Below are 15012 nucleotides of genomic sequence, written 5' to 3' on the forward strand. Positions count from 1 at the left end.
TCAGGTTCTCCAGGGTGCACCCCGCCTGCCGCGCTGCAAGGCATCGCGGCAAGTCTGTCGGCGGGGAGGGGACAGTCGTGCGCCAGCCCGGCTGGCGCAGAACGATCAGGGGATCAGGCGGCCAGGCGCGGACGGTCCACGACCTGGTTGTCGGCACCGTTGACCAGTGCGGTCAGGCTGATGTCGAAGACGATCTCGGCGAACGGACCTTCCAGTCCTTCGGCCTTGATGCTGGCCGCATCGGTGCGCTCGACCAGCGGCGGCACCAGACCCTCGCGGGTGGCGTAGGCGAAGTCGTCATAGATCAGCGGATCACCGTCGATGTTGATCTGCGTGGTCAGCTTGCGATGGCCCTCGGCCGTGACGAAGAAGTGGATGTGCGCCGGACGGTTGCCGTGGCGGCCCAGCTGGTTCAGCAGGCCCTGGGTGGGGCCGGCCGGCGGGCAGCCATAGGCGGCCGGCATGATGCTGCGGAATTTGTAGCGGCCCTGGGCATCGGTGATGATGGTGCGGCGCATGTTGAAGGGCTTCTGCTCACCGGTCGGATCGAAGTGCGAATAGAAACCCTTGGTGTTGGCGTGCCAGACTTCGACCTGCGCGCCCGCCATGGGCTTGCCGTCAGCGCCGTAGACGGTGCCGTGCATGATGATGGTCTGGCCGCTCTGGTCGCTGCCGTCGTCGAGGCGCGCGAAGCCCTGCGTCACCGGCGCGCCGGCCACGTACAGCGGTCCTTCGATGGTGCGCGGGGTACCGCCGGTGATGCCCAGGGCAGCGTCTTCGGCATCCATGCGCATGTCCAGGAAGCGATCCAGGCCCAGGCCGGGCGAGAGCAGACCGGCTTCGCTGGCCGCGCCCAGACGGTTGATGTAGGCCACGCCAGCCCAGTATTCGTCGGAGGTAATCTCCAGGTCTTCGATGGTCTTGAACAAATCGGACAGGATGCGATGCACGATCTGCTTGGTGCGCGGGCTGCCGCCTTCGGTATCGAGGCCGCTGGCCAGACGCAGGAAGTCCTGAACTTCGGGGGTGCTGAAAATCTTGGCTGCCATGTTGAGTCTCCTAATTGATCTTGTTGATGGGGAAAGTGCTTTTCTTGTTTTATCCGGCCAGGGTGGCCGGCCTCACTGCTGTCACTGTCGCCCCTTGCCTGCGGTCGCGCCGGAAGTATTGCACACGCTCTTCGTCCAGCACGATGCCCAGGCCAGGGCGGTTGGGAATGGCCAGTTCGAAATCCTGATAGCGCAAAGGCTCGGCCAGGATTTCCTCGGTCAGCAGCAGCGGGCCGAACAATTCCGTCCCCCACTGCAATTCACGGAAGGTGGCAAAAGCATGCGCCGAGGCGATGGTGCCGATGGCCCCTTCCAGCATGGTGCCGCCGTAAAGCTCGATGCCGGCCGCGTCGCCGATGGCGGCCACCTGCTGGGCCGCACGCAGGCCACCGGATTGTTCGATCTTGATCGCAAACACGTCCGCCCCGCCGATGCGCGCCAGCGCAAAGGCCGAGGCCGGACCGGTGAGCGACTCATCGGCCATGATGGCGATGGCGTGCTTGCCCTTCAGGCGCGCCAGCGCCTGGGCCGAAGCCACCGGTTGCTCCACCAGTTCGCAGCCGGCATCGACCAGACCGGCCAGACCGCGCTGGGCCTCCAGTTCGCTCCAGGCCATGTTCACATCCACCCGCACCGCGCCACGATCACCGAGCGCCTTCTTGATGGCGGCCACATGGGCCACATCGGCATCGACGTCGCGGCGACCGATCTTGAGCTTGAAAATCCTGTGACGACGCGCGGCCAGCATGCGTTCGGCTTCGTCGATATCTTTGGCGGTGTCGCCCGAGGCCAGGGTCCAGGCGACCGGCAGGCTTTCGCGGGCACGACCGCCGAGCAGCTGCGAGACCGGCAGGCCGGTGCGCTGGCCCAGGGCATCGAAGAGCGCAGTCTCGATGGCGCACTTGGCAAAGCGGTTGTCGCAAATGGCCTTGTTCAGGCGCGCCATGATGGCCGGGATCAGGCCGGCGTCGGCCCCCAGCAGCAGCGGCGCGAAGTAGGTATCGATGGCCAGCTTCATGCCCTCGGGCGATTCGGCACCATAGGCCAGGCCACCAATGGTGGTGCCCTCCCCCACGCCGACGGTGCCGTCGGAGCAGTACAGACGTACCAGCATCAGGGTCTGGCCGTTCATCGTCGCCATGGACAATTGATGCGGGCGGATGGTCGGCAGATCGACCAGGAAGGTCTCGACCCGGTCGATCAGGGCCGGGGCCGCAGCGTGAAGGTGTTGTGGGGTATCCATGGACTGCATTGAACACCCGGAAGCCCTGCCATTGCCAACACTAAATTCGTCTAGTTTCATACCTTTTTTATATAGTTTCCAATACCTCCTATAAAAATCAAAGAATTAGACATCATTAGTTTCTGTGAGATATGATTTTCCGCCATGGACATCAGACAACTGAAATACTTCGTGGCCGTGGCCAATACGCGCAACTTCACCCGCGCCTCGGAACAACTGCACATCGCGCAACCGCCGCTGTCGCGCCAGATCCAGCTGCTGGAGGAAGAACTGGGGGTGCAGCTGATCTTGCGCAACAGCCGTCCGCTGCGCCTGACCGAAGCCGGTCGGGTGTTCTATGAGCAGGCGTTGCAGATCCTCAATCGCCTGGAACAACTCAAGAACGCCACCCAGCAGATCGGCCTGAACCAGCGCCAGACGCTGTCCATCGGCTTCGTCGCCTCGACCCTCTATGGCGGCCTGCCGGTGCTGGTGCGCAAGCTGCGCCAGCACTACCCGGAGGTGGACATCCAGTTGCTGGAGCTGACCTCGATGCAGCAGTTTGCGGCCCTCAAGTCGGGCCGCATCGACGTCGGCTTCGGGCGTATCCGCAGCAATGACGCGACGGTGGCGCGCATCGTCCTGCGCGAGGAAAAACTGGTGCTGGCGATCCCGCCCTCCTTCCCGCTGGCGGCCAGCCAGCAGCGCGTGAACCTCAAGGAAGTCCACGGGCAGAAGCTGATCGTCTATCCGAAGGAGCCGCGCCCCAGTTTCGCCGACCACATCCTGAGTCTGCTCAACGACCAGGACATCCACCCGGCCGAAGTGCATGAAGTGCGCGAGATCCAGACCGCGCTGGGCCTGGTGGCGGCCGAATCGGGGCTGTGCCTGATCCCGGCCTCGGCACGGCTGCGCAATGACCTGCATTACCGGCTCATCGACGATCCCCGCGCGACCTCGCCCATCATCCTGACCCACCGCATCAACGACAATGCCTGGTACATCGAGGCCATCAAGCAACTGGTGGCCGACATGTATGCCGAGCGCCCGGCCTGGCTCGATATCGAGACCAGCTCCTTCCCGGCCACCGGCTTTCCGATTCCCGAACGACGCGACTGAGCCGCATGGAGACGGCGCCGCAGCGACAGGCGGATCGCTGTTGACGCGGAGAAAACCGTCTGCCCAAGTTGACAGGTCCAAGCACGGACGCCTACACTGGTTTGTGCGAATAAAGGATTTATGTTCGACTATCGAACATCGCAACATCCCCTATAACGACAACGGAGCAAACATCATGCTGTTCATGGTTCAAATGCAGGTCAACATTCCCGCCACGCTCGACAAGGCCGTGGCCGACCAGTTGAAGAAGGATGAGAAGGAGATGTCGCAGAAGCTGCAGCGTGAAGGCAAGTGGCGCGACCTGTGGCGCGTGGTCGGTCAGTATGCCAACGTGAGCATCTTCGATGTGTCCGGCAATGATGAGCTGCACAACATCCTCTCGGCCCTGCCGCTCTACCCGTTCATGACCATTTCGGTCACACCGCTGACCCAGCATCCCTCGGCCATCGCGCAGATTGGCTGATTCCCGGCGCATCTGACGCTTTTTGATTCACACACGCCCGCACCCACCGTCCGGTGGCGCGGGCCAAGGATTTACTCATGCCCTTCGCAACCCTGAACGGAATCAAACTGCATTACCAGCTCGACGGCGACGCCGCCCTGCCGGTGCTGGTGCTGTCCAACTCGCTGGGCACCTCGCTGGCGATGTGGAATCCGCAGATTGCCGAACTGAGCAAGCACTTCCGCGTGCTGCGCTACGACACGCGTGGTCACGGCCAGTCCGAGGTCACGCCCGGCCCTTACACCATCACCCAGTTGGGCAGCGACGTGATCGCCCTGCTGGACCAGCTGGAGATTGCGCAAGCGCACTTCTGCGGACTCTCCATGGGCGGCAGCACCTTCATGTGGCTGGCGGTGCATCATCCCGAGCGTGTGAACAAACTGATCCTCTGCAACACGGGCGCCAGGATCGGCACGGCGGACGCCTGGAACAGTCGCATCGAGACGGTGCAGCGTGATGGCCTCTCTGCCATTGCCGCCGCCGTGGTCTCGCGCTGGCTGACGCCCGAGTATGCAGCGCAGCATCCGCAGCAGGTCCAGGACCTGACCGCCATGCTGCTGGCCACCCCGGCCGCAGGCTACGCAGGCGCCTGTGCCGCGGTGCGCGACAATGATCTGAGAGAAGCGATTGCAGGCATCCGTGCGCCCACGCTGGTCATTGCCGGCAGTGGCGACGTGCCGACGCCCCCGACCGATGCACAGTTCATGCGCGCCAGCATCCCCGGAGCGCTGTATGTGGAATTCGATGCGGCCCACATTTCCAACCAGCAGCAGCCCCGTGCCTTCACGCAGGCGGTGGTTCAGTTCCTGACGGAGTGAGAAAGAAAGGACAGGACGCTGGCCCTTACAGCCAGGCTTCCTGTTCGGCCTTGCGGCCTTCAGCCTGCATCGCTTCACACAGGCAGCGCAAGGAATCAGGCAGGCTCTGCCGCGCCAACAGCGCGGCCAGCAGACGTTCGTCGTGGGCATTCAAGGGCCAGCGCTGAGTAGTGTTTTCCCATTGCACCAATCCCATCTGATACGGCTCCCACCGAAGCCCGGCACGCTCCCAGCGCGCCCCTGCGGTACAGGCGATATCGACACCGGCCGGATCGGCATCGGCACTGATCCAGGCCGGCGCCGGGGCCAGTCGCAGGAGATGCGATACCATGTCCAGCCAGCCCAATGAGGGACGGCCCGGCATCCACAGCAGTGCCACGCCCGCAGGGCGTTGTCTCGCCTGGTGTTCGAAACTGGCGCGGTTCTCGATGAGCCACCAGCGTTGCGGCGAGGTGATGCGCTCACAACGCCGCAGATCTTCCAGCGGCAGGCCGAGGCAATGCAGCGGAGCGAGTTCCACCCTGTGCGCTTGCCATGACAGGAGCAGATCGCCGGCCAGCCATCCCACTTGCGCGAAGTTGGCGATGCCGAGTCGTTCCAGATCAAACATCGATTCCAGCCAGCGCCATTCGCTTGCACTGAGTGCCTTGGTGAGGTCACGCGCATGCAGGGCGAAATTGCGACGTAATCCCTGCTGGCCACTGTCGTGCCAGGACGCAATCGCTTCCAGCAAGCCCAGACGCTCGGCCAGCAGATCGCGGCGCAAGGTCTTCTCTGCCTCCAGCGCAGCGAGGGCCGTGCTCAGTTCATCGAGCAGATCAGGATCGAGGGCAACGACTGCTTCCACTTGCGTGCGCGCTTGCAGCCAGTGGCGCGAGTGCGCCAACAGCGCTTCACGCTCCTCCTGGCGCTGGCCTGCATGGGCAATCCCGAGCAAGGATTGCAGCTGGCGCAGATCGCGCCAGGTGATGGATTTCCACAACCAGTTGCCACCGCTGAGTTCTTCGCGCTGGCTGATCCAGCCTTCGTTGAGCAGGCGCTGGCACAGACGCTCGGCTTTTTCGATGGAGAGCCCGGCGCTGGCGGCCTCCTTGAGCAAGACCTCGCGACTGCGCGTGGCGGCCTCGCCGCGCGCCCAGCGCAACAGGGCCGCGCGCTCGTCGGCATCCAGCAAGGGCAGCTCGGGGGGCGGCTCGCTCGCAGACTGCAGATCACGGCCTTTGCGACCGCGCGGCATCTCGATGAGGCTGCGCATCGCTGAGGCCCTCAGGCATCCAACCGCAAGCGCCGCTGCAACACGCCAATGGGCGGCGCCCAGCGCGCCTCGCGCGGTTTCTTCGACGTGACCAGCGTGATATCGGCCGGCTCGAAGACTTCGACGTTGTGCGTGATCGGCGTGGTGAGCACGTATTGCGCACGGGTCGATTTGAGGAAGTTGCCGACCAGCTGGATGTTGCGCACGTCCAGGTGGGCAAAGGGTTCGTCGATGAAGACGAAACCACCCGGCATGTCGTCGTCCTTCAACAAGCCCACCAGCAGGATCAGCGACTTGATGACCTGCTGGCCACCCGAGGCTTCACCGTCGTTCAGGCCGATCTCGCCCTTGCCGTCGAAGTTGAAACTGACCTTCAGTTCGGCCTGGCGCAGGATGGTGTCGTCATTGTCCAGATGCGGCAGGTCGGCGCTGACCACCACCCCGGCCAGCGCGCCCAGGTCGACGATGTTCTTGCGATAGCGACGCACGGTGGCGCGCAGTACGTCGATGTAGCGTTCGCGGGCATTGCCCACGGCTTCCTCGGCCTGGTGATTGCTGATCTTGCGCGCATCCAGTTCATTGCGCTGGTTGCCCACCGTGCCCTGCATGATGAGGTGCTTGTCCTCAACCGTACCGTCCTTCTCCCACTGGCCGCTCTCCAGTTCGTTCTCCACCGAAGCCATGCGCAGCTCGGCCTGCTTGGCGTTGGTGTATTTCTCGTACAAAGCCTGCACCGTCGCCGCGACAATCCAGTGCGCCGGGAAACGGCTCTTCTGTGCGCGCGAGGCCAGCGCACGGGCGCGCTGCTCATCGTGACGTGCACGCCATTCACGCTCCTGCCCGGCAAGATCCCCTTCGCTGTCGCGCAGGCGGCGTTGCAGGGCATCGAGCTTGCCATCGAGGATGGTGCGCTGTTCGATGGCCTCGGCGTGCCGGGCATCCAGCTGACCCCAACGTTCACTGGCAGCCACCCGCGCCTGACGCAGGGCCGGCAACTGGCGGCGTGCCTGTTCGAATTCTTCACTTCGCTTCGCCAGCGCCTCTGCGGCGAGGTGGCCCTCGGTGGCTTTCTTGGCGGCGTCGAGCTGGCGCTTGATGTCGCTCTGCTTCAGGACCACGTCCGTCAATTGCTCGTCCAGCGTGGCCAGGCGTTTCTGGATGGAGGTCTGACGCGCCGCCAGTGCCGCCGCGCCGAACTGGTAGTCGCCCGGGTCGCGCCACACGCTGCGCCCGCCGCGGCCATCGCGCCAGTAGGCTTGCGGCGTGATCCATTCGCCGCCGCTGCGCGCACCTTCCACGGTATCGGCCACGCGGCGGATCTGCGCCAGCTGGCGCAGTAGCCAGGACGGTGCCTTGGCCGAGAAACGCAGCACCGCCAGGAGACTCTCTGCCGGCGGCTGCGCGCTGGCCGTGGCGGCGTCGGCTACGACGTAGTGACGATAGCGCTCGCGCTCGGCCAGGGCCATGGCGGCAGCTTCATCCTTGGGATCGTCCAGCACCACTACCCAGCACGAGGCGCGCAAGACGCCTTCGGCTGCGGCACGCCAGTGGTCATCGGCAATCTCGATCACGTCGGCCAGCAGATGATGGGCGATACCGGCCTGACGCAAGGCCCGCGTGAACTGCTGCACGTCGTTCGGGCGCGGGGCCTGGCGTTGTCCGGTCAGGCGCTCCAGCGCGCCGCTGGCGTCCTTGCGCTGCTGCTCCAGATCGCGCCAGCGGTCGTGCAGCGTGTTCTTCTGCTGTTCCAGTTCATCCACGCGCGCCAGCAGTTGCGTGGCATCACCTTCCACGGCAGACAGGGCCAGCAGTTCATCGGCCTGCTTGACCAGTTCTTCCACGGGTTTTTCGGCGTCGCGCGCCTTTTGCTGGGCCTGCTGGGCATCGGCCTTGTCGCGCTCCAGCGTGGCGACCTTCTCGCGCGCAGCCTGTTGCTGCGTCAGCAGCGAGGACAGCAGCAGGGTGTCACTGCTGCGCTGGCGGCGCAGATGATGGTGGTGCAGGCGCTGGCGATGCAGTTCGCGCAGGCGCGTGGCCGTGCCCTGCCGCTCCTCGTGCCAGCGCAATACCGGAATGACTTCGGTGGACAGCATCTCGCGTTCGCGCAGCTTGCCCTGGTATTGGCGATACAGGGTCACGCGGCTGTCCAGCTGTGCCAGTTGCGCTTCGCTGTAGGCCAGCTCCTGTTCGGCCAGCGTGACCTCGGCGGCCAGGTCGCGTTGATGGCGACGGGCTTCTTCGTAGCGGTCCAGCACTTCCTGGTCACCAAAGACTTCAAAGACCAGGCGCAATAATTCCTTGGGAGAGAATTCGCACAGGCGGTCGGTCTGGCCCTGCTCCAGCGCCAGCACGCGGGCAATCGCGCGCGACAGGCCGGCTCCTTCCAGACGCTTGCGCCAGTGGTCCAGGCCCAGCCAATCCTTCTCGGGCAATTGCGCCAGGGTTTCGATGGCGACGTCGCCATCGCTCATGCAGTAGCGACGCTGCCAGTCGCCGCCGTTGCGTTCGATGCGGCAGGCCAGCGTGACCTGGTCCGCATAGAGCAGGTTGCGCGCGAACGGGCGGGTCGAGCTCTGGCGGCCATGCGGGCGATTGTCCACCGTCGCGCGCAGCCAGGTGGTATCGGCATTGGCGTGGCGGGCATAGGTCTTGTAGCTGCGCCCGCCCGAGCAATCCAGGCCCAGCAGGGTGCGCATGGCATCGAGCAGCGTGGTCTTGCCGGACCCGTTGGGCCCGGCGATGGTGATGATGGAACCGTCCAGGGGCAGCGTCAGGCGCTGGCAATAATCCCACTGCAACAGTTCCAGCGATTGCAGGTGGAACATCAGGCGTCTCCCTCTTCGGATGATTCATCGGTAGCATCGGCGTCGGCCTCGGCCTGCGCGGCACCACTCTCGTCGCGCACCGTGGCGCGGGCCAGCACGTCGCCTAAGGCACCGTCAAGAATGCGTGGGGCCAGGGCATCGTAGTCCAGCAGCAGGTCCAGCAAGGGACCTTCGGCGATGTCCACGCCACGGCGCACGATGAAGCCGTGGGCTTCCAGGCGACGCAGGTTGGTGTCCATGCGCGTCTTCTTGCCGAGCTGGTTGCCGAAGTCGGCCAGCAGTGCCGTATAGGACACCACCGGGCTGACCTCGGCGGCGCTGGGCATGGGCTTTTCGGTCTGGAACATCTCGTCCTGCTGCTGGGCGTCGTCGCCGGCGGCGCGCGCCGACTGGCGCTCGCGCTTGGGCAATACGATCAGCGCCCACAGCACTACCAAGAGCGAGATGGCGTCACGCGGCAGGTCGAGGTTGTTGTTGGCATTCATGCCGGCTTCGCCGAAGACGGCGGATTCGGCCGGACGCACCAGCACCACGCTGATGTGGTCGGCGTGGATGTTGTCCACCAGGCGCAGGCCGACCTGGGCCAGGCGGTCCTGCAGGGCTTGCCACAGGTCGGCATCGACCAGGGCGCGGCGCACGCGCGGGTGCTTGCGGGGCAGCCAGCGGCGTGCCAGCAGTTCGGCGGCCAACAGGCCGGCCTCGTCTAGGGTCTCACTCATTCGGTCTTTCCCGGGATGGATCTGGATGGACGGCCCCGGCGCTCATGGCGGCGACATCGGGGTCATCGACTTTATCGACACGCGGCAGGAAACCGGCTTGCCACGGCAGGCGTGCCAGGTCGCCGGTCTGCCCTTGCAGGGTGCGCGCCTGGGCGTCGCCCAGGAGCGGCAGCAGTTGCAGGCGATAGGCCGCCTTGCCGAAACTGCCGCCCAGCACCACCGTGCTCAGCGGCTGCGGTTGCAGCTCGGCGGCCTCCTCGCCTTCCGGCAGGACGCCCAGGCGCGTGAGTTGTTCAATCAGCTCGCCCAGCTCGGCGGGCATGCGCAGGGCCTCGATCTTGCCTTCCACGGCCTGGGCCGGAGGCGGCAAACCTTGCGAGCGTTGGGCATCGGGGCGGTCGCGCTCGAACTCGCCTTCGGCCACGTCCAGCAATTCATGGCCACTGACGAAGACCGGTTTTACGCCCATGGAGAGCGCCTCCCCCATCAGCGAGGACAAGTCCGCATGCGCCTGCAGCCAGCGCCGCACATCCGAACTGGTCACGCCGGTGCTGCCCAGGGTGACGCGCTGGCGGTCAGCCTGTTGCAGGGCGCGGGTGAACTGGCTGGCCATGGTCAAGAGGCGCGCCTGGCCATTGCCCAGGGCGCGCGCTTCGCGCTCCAGACGGGCGTCGGCGTGCTCGCTGCGGATGAGCGCAGTCAGCGCTTCACCGGCGCGATTGACCAGTTTCAAGGCCCGCTCGAAACGCGGCTGAGCCTGGCGCAGCAGGGCTTCCGAACCGCTGGCGATGGCATCGGCGAACTGGTCGTGCAGGCGCGCCAGCTGGGCATGCAGGTGACGGATCTGGCTGGCGTCAGACAGGCCCAGTGCCTGCGCACCGGCGACCTGAGAGAGCAGCGCGGCCATCTCGTCATCCTCGCCGACGGCGCGCGTGAGCGGAGCCAGCAGGGCTTGCACCTGCTGGGCGATGGGCGAGAGCTGGTAATCCTGGCCGGTGGCATCCCAGACCAGGAGGCCCAGGTCGCGCAGGCGCTTCAAGGCCGCTTCCATGGCCTCGGGCTTCAAGGCATAGAAGAGCTGGTTCAGGTCCTCGCGCTGCAGGCGGCCCTGCGGCTGCGCCGCCAGTTCGAGGAACATCCAGATGCGCAGGCGCGCCGCCGCCTGGCCGCCGGAGACCAGGCCGCGCAAGGCGTCCAGCACGTCCAGCCGCTGGCCCAGGCCCCAGGCCAGGGGCGCTTCGGCGGCTTGCGAAGGATCGCGGAAGTAGCTCTCGAAGGAGCCGGATTCATGCTCGTCCGCAAGGGGAGCGGGGTCGAATTCTTCTGTCAATTTGTCGTGGCGGTTGACCAGGTACAAGCCTGGGTCCTGGCCCGGTCAGTGGGCGGACCGGCAAGTTTAGCAGGCCCGCGGGACAGCCTCCAGCAAAGCGGACGATGGGGCAACGGAAAATGCAGCGGAAAGGAAATGATTTATTGCATTAACGCAACATTAATGCCCGTAGTGACAGCATTAAGCCAGGCTTAATGCTGGCTCACGGGACCAGGTGCCAGGGTGATGGGCTCATAGGGCGTCTGCAGGTCACGCTCGGGGATTTCCCATAGCACCAGCTTGGGCGGGGTCTGGGTAAAGGCCGGGTTGGCGAAGTACTCGCGGGCGCTGCCGGAGAACTTGCCGCCATCCCTGGCGAAGCTGCCGATCTTCGCGCCCAGGGCTTGCTGCAGGAAGCCCAGGAAGTTGGAATTGCGCGAGAAGGAGGTGCCGATCAAGGCCACGTTGGGCAGTTGGCTGTCGCCCAGCAGGTCGTCGAGATCATCGCCGCCCTTGGTGGCAGCGCCCTGCCCGGCCCCTGCACCGGGCACTTCCGTGAAGACCGTGGCGGCCACGCTTTCCGGGGTCGGTTGCCAGCGCAGCGGCAGCCAGTCCAGACCGGCCAGATGCACCAGGTCACCGGGACGACGCGCCATGGGGCCGGGCTGGGCGGAGTAGGCTTGCTCGGGCGTGGCATGGAAACCGGATGCGACGATGCGCGCGGCAATCACCTGGGCCGCCGCGCGGGCACCGGCCTCGTTCCAGTGGGTATCGGTATGCAGATAGGCCGCCGTTCCCAGCGGCGCCAGCGTGGCGGCCAGATCGATGGCGCTCACGCCGGCCTGCTGCAGACTGGCCACCCAGAGCGCTGCGCGGGTATTCAATTCGGGGGGGCGCGTCAGGCCACACAAGGCATTGGCGGCAATGCGACTCTTGTCCGGCACCACTGCCACCAGCAGCCCGATGCCACGACGCGCCAGCGCCTGGCGGATCGCCAGCACGGCGGCGCGCTTGGCCTGGGCATTGGCCTGGGCGTGGTGATTGACCTGCAATTCTTCGGCCAGGAACAGCCAGCCGGGACAGCCCACCCGCACGCGCGGGCCGGTATCGCCCAGCAGCAACCAGCTGCCGGCACGTTCCAGTCTGGCGGCCTGGTCAGGCAGCCAGGCATTGGAGAGCTGCTTGGCCAGCAGATGCGTGAGCTCGCCGTGCAAGGCATCCTCGCGCGTCCAGCGGGCAGGCAGCCAGTCGATCTTGCCGGCATACACCAGCCAGCCGCAGGAGAGCAATCCGGCACACAGCACGGCGGCCAGCGCGCTACCGGCCCAGCGGCTGGCCCGGCGCGCCATGGCGCTGGGCTCAGGGGGCGTATGCGCAGCGGAAACGGGAGGCGTGCTCATCGTGGACTCAGAACTGGAAATAAAGGAAAGGAACGGTCTCGCGGCTGGCGATCAGTGCGAAGGAGAGCAGGAAGGCCGCAATCGGCCACAGCTGCACGAACCAGAGATAGAGCGCGCGCCTGCCCCAGCGTGCCTCCAGCGCCGACTGCCACAGCGGTGCCACGATCCAGAACAGGCCCAGCAGTACAGCCAGCGCCTGTACCGGACGCAGCATCACGGCCAGCGCATCGCTCAGGCCATGTCCATGCAGGCCGAACTGGCCCGCATACATGGCCAGGGCGGTGTCGAAATCGGGGGCGCGGAACAGGGTCCAGGCCAGGCACACGAACAGCAGCGTGAGCACATGGCCCAGCCAGGAGGGGATGGCCGGCAGCGACGAGCGCGACCAGGCGCGATCGATGCACAGCGCCACACCGTGGGCCGAGCCCCACAGCAGGTAGTTCCAGCTGTCGCCGCCGTGCCAGAGTCCGGCGATGGCCATGGTCAGGAACAGGTTGCGATAGGTCTTCCAGACCCCGTGGCGGTTGCCGCCCAGGCCGATGTAGAGATAATCGCGCAGCCAGCTGGAGAGCGAGATGTGCCAGCGCCGCCAGAAATCCTGGATGCTGCCGGCCAGATAAGGATGGTTGAAGTTTTCGGGAAAGTGGAAGCCCAGCATCAGGCCCAGGCCGATGGCCATGGCGCTGTAACCGGAGAAATCGAAGAACAGCTGCATCGAATACGCCAGGCAGCCGATCCAGGCATCCACCAGCGCCGGATGTTCCAGGTGGAAGGCGGCATCGACCAGCGGCGAGAGGGTATCGGCCACCAGCACCTTCATGGCCATGCCGACCATGAAGCGGCGCGCACCCAGGGAGAAATTCTCCCGGTTGAACCAGCGCTGGCGCAACTCGCGCTGTACCCAGTCATAACGGATGATGGGTCCGGCAATGGAGTGCCCGAACATGGAAATGTAGGTGGCGTAATTGATGAAGCTGCGCTCCACCGCCACCGTGCGGCGCTGCACGTCCACCAGGTAGGAGATGGCCTGCAGCACGATGAAGGACAGTCCGGCCGGCAGCGCCACCTTCTGCCAGGCCGGCGGCAGGGCACCGTAATGCTGCATCACCTCGCTCAGGGTGGCGGCGACGATGTTGGCGTACTTGTACCAGACCAGCACGGCCGTATTGAAGACCACCAGAGCGATCAGCAGCACGGGACGACGCTGGCCACCCTGCTCCCGGGCCCGATCGACGCACAGCCCGCCGACCCAGGCCACGATGGTCAGCACCACGTGCAGCGACAGGAACAGCGGGCTCAGCCAGCCGTAGAACAGCCAGCTGCCCGCCAGCAGCACGCCATTGCGTGCGCGCTGCGGCGCCAGTGCATAGACCAGCAGGAACAGCGGCAGGAACAGCGTGAGGAATTCAAGCGAGGCAAAGACCATGGCGTGGCGCAGTCAACGTCGATGAATCACTCAATTGGCCAGCTTGTCGGTGGTCGCCAGCAATCGCGGACCACTGGCCGAGGGCAGCAGCAGCACGCTGTAGCGCTCGCCCGCCTTGAGCTCGCCCAGATCCAGGGCAGGACCGGTGTTGCTGCCGCCGCAGACCAGTTGCACCGCAAGCTTGACCGGATTGATGGAGCGCCGCTGCAGGCTGCCTTGCGCCACGCCCTTGAACAGGTCGGCAGTACGGCCAGCCGGACGCAATGCGGCACCGCTGCAGGAGGCGTCGAGGTTGAAGAAGGCCAGCGAGGCCTTGAGGCCATTGAAGTCATCCGGATTGTCCTGGACCGTCACCTGGCGGATGTCCTTGGCGTCAGGCAGCACCACCACGGTGGCGAACTCGCCCGGCTTGGCTTGCACGCCCAGCTCGAGGCTCCTGGCACCGACGGTGAGCGTGCCCTTGATGGTGGACTTGGCCTGCACCGGGAAGAACGACGAGACCGGCTTGGCGGCCTCCAGCTTCAAGGGCGGCTGGCCCTTGCGGGCCACCACTTGCAGCGGCTCGCTGGTGGCGTTGATGAAGCGGATGAAGGCGGCATCCTCGGCCGGGCCGGTCGGATACAAGGGAATATCGGCTGCCATCGCTACGCCGCAGCCCAGCAGGGCGATGCTGGCCGCCAGTACGCGCAGCGCGCTCATTTCTTGCCGCCCTTGGCACTCACGGCAGCGGCCGGCAGCTTGCCCAGCGCATCGCCGATGGCTGCGCCCCAGGACTTGTAGCCGGCCACGGTGAAGTGCTGGCCATCGGTGGTGATCCACTGGCCGGGCTTGGACATGGTCAGCGAATCGATGTAGGTGCAGGGCGCCACGTTGGCCGCCAGGAAGCGCGACATCAGTTCGGTACGCGCATCGTTCTTGTGGTACATGCCGCCGGCCTTGCCCCAGGCCGGGCCGACCCAGGCGCACTTGGTGCCGGTGGCGGCGATGGCCTTGGTCAGGCTGGTCACGCTTTGCCAGGCCCAGGCCTTGGGGAAGTCGGGCTTGTCGTAGGAGGCCATGGTGTCGCCGATGACCAGCACGACCAGGTCCGGCTTGTCCTTGGCGATGAGCTCGGTGATGGGCGTGGTGGTGGCATCGCGCCCCTTGATCTGGATCTTGCCGTTGTCGATCTGCTCGGCGCCGCAATCGACCTTCTTGGTGGTCAGCCAGTCGCCGGCGCTGGCGCCGCAGGCGCCGATGGAGTGGACCTTGGCGCCCATCTGGACCAGCTTGGCGTTGAGGGGTTCGGTGAGGTGGTCGGCCAGGCTCATGTGGCTTTCGCCCAGGACCAGGATACTCAGACCAGCGAGGATGGATGCAGCTGCCATG

At 65.6% G+C, this 15012-nt stretch carries 13 protein-coding genes; 3 read left to right on the forward strand and 10 right to left on the reverse strand.

The window, feature by feature from the left end; all coding sequences use genetic code 11:
• Positions 1–113 precede the first annotated feature (113 nt).
• Positions 114–1049, reverse strand: coding sequence for a catechol 1,2-dioxygenase (catA, locus tag ACODSZ_RS01550; RefSeq protein ID WP_488926892.1), 936 nt, complete (start codon positions 1047–1049; stop codon positions 114–116).
• Positions 1050–1098: 49 nt separating this feature from the next.
• Positions 1099–2292 carry a muconate/chloromuconate family cycloisomerase gene (locus ACODSZ_RS01555; RefSeq protein ID WP_175344082.1) on the reverse strand — a complete coding sequence of 398 codons (1194 nt, stop codon included), beginning with the start codon at positions 2290–2292 and terminating at the stop codon, positions 1099–1101.
• Between the two features lie 144 nt (positions 2293–2436).
• Here ACODSZ_RS01555 and ACODSZ_RS01560 point away from each other — a divergent pair, with 144 nt between their 5' ends.
• The 3 genes from ACODSZ_RS01560 (at position 2437) to pcaD (ending at position 4710) form a co-directional block, all read left to right on the forward strand.
• Entirely contained in the window at positions 2437–3390 is a 954-nt protein-coding gene (locus ACODSZ_RS01560; RefSeq protein WP_008326689.1) for a LysR family transcriptional regulator, read from the forward strand.
• Positions 3391–3565: 175 nt separating this feature from the next.
• Entirely contained in the window at positions 3566–3853 is a 288-nt protein-coding gene (catC, locus tag ACODSZ_RS01565; RefSeq protein WP_008326688.1) for a muconolactone Delta-isomerase, read from the forward strand.
• A gap of 77 nt (positions 3854–3930) precedes the next feature.
• Complete coding sequence (gene pcaD, locus ACODSZ_RS01570) at positions 3931–4710, forward strand: 3-oxoadipate enol-lactonase (RefSeq protein ID WP_488926893.1); 780 nt, start codon at positions 3931–3933, stop codon at positions 4708–4710.
• 25 nt (positions 4711–4735) lie between these two features.
• On the opposite strand, the gene ACODSZ_RS01575 is transcribed toward pcaD, so the two are convergent.
• The 8 genes from ACODSZ_RS01575 to ACODSZ_RS01610 form a co-directional block, all read right to left on the reverse strand.
• Entirely contained in the window at positions 4736–5965 is a 1230-nt protein-coding gene (locus ACODSZ_RS01575; protein WP_488926894.1) for a toprim domain-containing protein, read from the reverse strand.
• A gap of 11 nt (positions 5966–5976) precedes the next feature.
• Positions 5977–8790, reverse strand: a complete 2814-nt coding sequence (locus tag ACODSZ_RS01580; RefSeq protein ID WP_008326681.1) for an ATP-binding protein — start codon at positions 8788–8790, stop codon at positions 5977–5979.
• Entirely contained in the window at positions 8790–9509 is a 720-nt protein-coding gene (locus ACODSZ_RS01585) for a DUF4194 domain-containing protein (protein ID WP_488926895.1), read from the reverse strand. Before ACODSZ_RS01585 ends, ACODSZ_RS01580 begins: the two co-directional genes overlap by 1 nt.
• Complete coding sequence (locus ACODSZ_RS01590; protein WP_488926937.1) at positions 9502–10839, reverse strand: hypothetical protein; 1338 nt, start codon at positions 10837–10839, stop codon at positions 9502–9504. The genes ACODSZ_RS01585 and ACODSZ_RS01590 overlap by 8 nt, the downstream gene beginning before the upstream one ends.
• A 191-nt stretch (positions 10840–11030) precedes the next feature.
• Positions 11031–12218 carry an alginate O-acetyltransferase AlgX-related protein gene (locus tag ACODSZ_RS01595; RefSeq protein ID WP_488926896.1) on the reverse strand — a complete coding sequence of 396 codons (1188 nt, stop codon included), beginning with the start codon at positions 12216–12218 and terminating at the stop codon, positions 11031–11033.
• Between the two features lie 7 nt (positions 12219–12225).
• Positions 12226–13644, reverse strand: coding sequence for an MBOAT family O-acyltransferase (locus ACODSZ_RS01600; RefSeq protein ID WP_488926897.1), 1419 nt, complete (start codon positions 13642–13644; stop codon positions 12226–12228).
• A gap of 30 nt (positions 13645–13674) precedes the next feature.
• Positions 13675–14343 (reverse strand): alginate O-acetyltransferase AlgF, encoded by a 669-nt coding sequence (locus ACODSZ_RS01605; RefSeq protein WP_488926898.1) that lies wholly within the window; start codon positions 14341–14343, stop codon positions 13675–13677.
• Positions 14340–15011 carry an SGNH/GDSL hydrolase family protein gene (locus ACODSZ_RS01610; RefSeq protein WP_008326661.1) on the reverse strand — a complete coding sequence of 224 codons (672 nt, stop codon included), beginning with the start codon at positions 15009–15011 and terminating at the stop codon, positions 14340–14342. Before ACODSZ_RS01610 ends, ACODSZ_RS01605 begins: the two co-directional genes overlap by 4 nt.
• Between the last annotated feature and the right edge of the window lies 1 nt (position 15012).

The sequence above is a fragment of the Herbaspirillum sp. FG34 genome (assembly GCF_057809315.1).

Coding starts and splice junctions, on each gene's coding strand:
- catA (WP_488926892.1), bottom strand. CDS start 1,049: ATGGCAGCCAAGATTTTCAGCACCCCCGAAGTTCAGGACTTCCTGCGT.
- ACODSZ_RS01555 (WP_175344082.1), bottom strand. CDS start 2,292: ATGGATACCCCACAACACCTTCACGCTGCGGCCCCGGCCCTGATCGAC.
- ACODSZ_RS01560 (WP_008326689.1), top strand. CDS start 2,437: ATGGACATCAGACAACTGAAATACTTCGTGGCCGTGGCCAATACGCGC.
- catC (WP_008326688.1), top strand. CDS start 3,566: ATGCTGTTCATGGTTCAAATGCAGGTCAACATTCCCGCCACGCTCGAC.
- pcaD (WP_488926893.1), top strand. CDS start 3,931: ATGCCCTTCGCAACCCTGAACGGAATCAAACTGCATTACCAGCTCGAC.
- ACODSZ_RS01575 (WP_488926894.1), bottom strand. CDS start 5,965: ATGCGCAGCCTCATCGAGATGCCGCGCGGTCGCAAAGGCCGTGATCTG.
- ACODSZ_RS01580 (WP_008326681.1), bottom strand. CDS start 8,790: ATGTTCCACCTGCAATCGCTGGAACTGTTGCAGTGGGATTATTGCCAG.
- ACODSZ_RS01585 (WP_488926895.1), bottom strand. CDS start 9,509: ATGAGTGAGACCCTAGACGAGGCCGGCCTGTTGGCCGCCGAACTGCTG.
- ACODSZ_RS01595 (WP_488926896.1), bottom strand. CDS start 12,218: ATGAGCACGCCTCCCGTTTCCGCTGCGCATACGCCCCCTGAGCCCAGC.
- ACODSZ_RS01600 (WP_488926897.1), bottom strand. CDS start 13,644: ATGGTCTTTGCCTCGCTTGAATTCCTCACGCTGTTCCTGCCGCTGTTC.
- ACODSZ_RS01605 (WP_488926898.1), bottom strand. CDS start 14,343: ATGAGCGCGCTGCGCGTACTGGCGGCCAGCATCGCCCTGCTGGGCTGC.
- ACODSZ_RS01610 (WP_008326661.1), bottom strand. CDS start 15,011: ATGGCAGCTGCATCCATCCTCGCTGGTCTGAGTATCCTGGTCCTGGGC.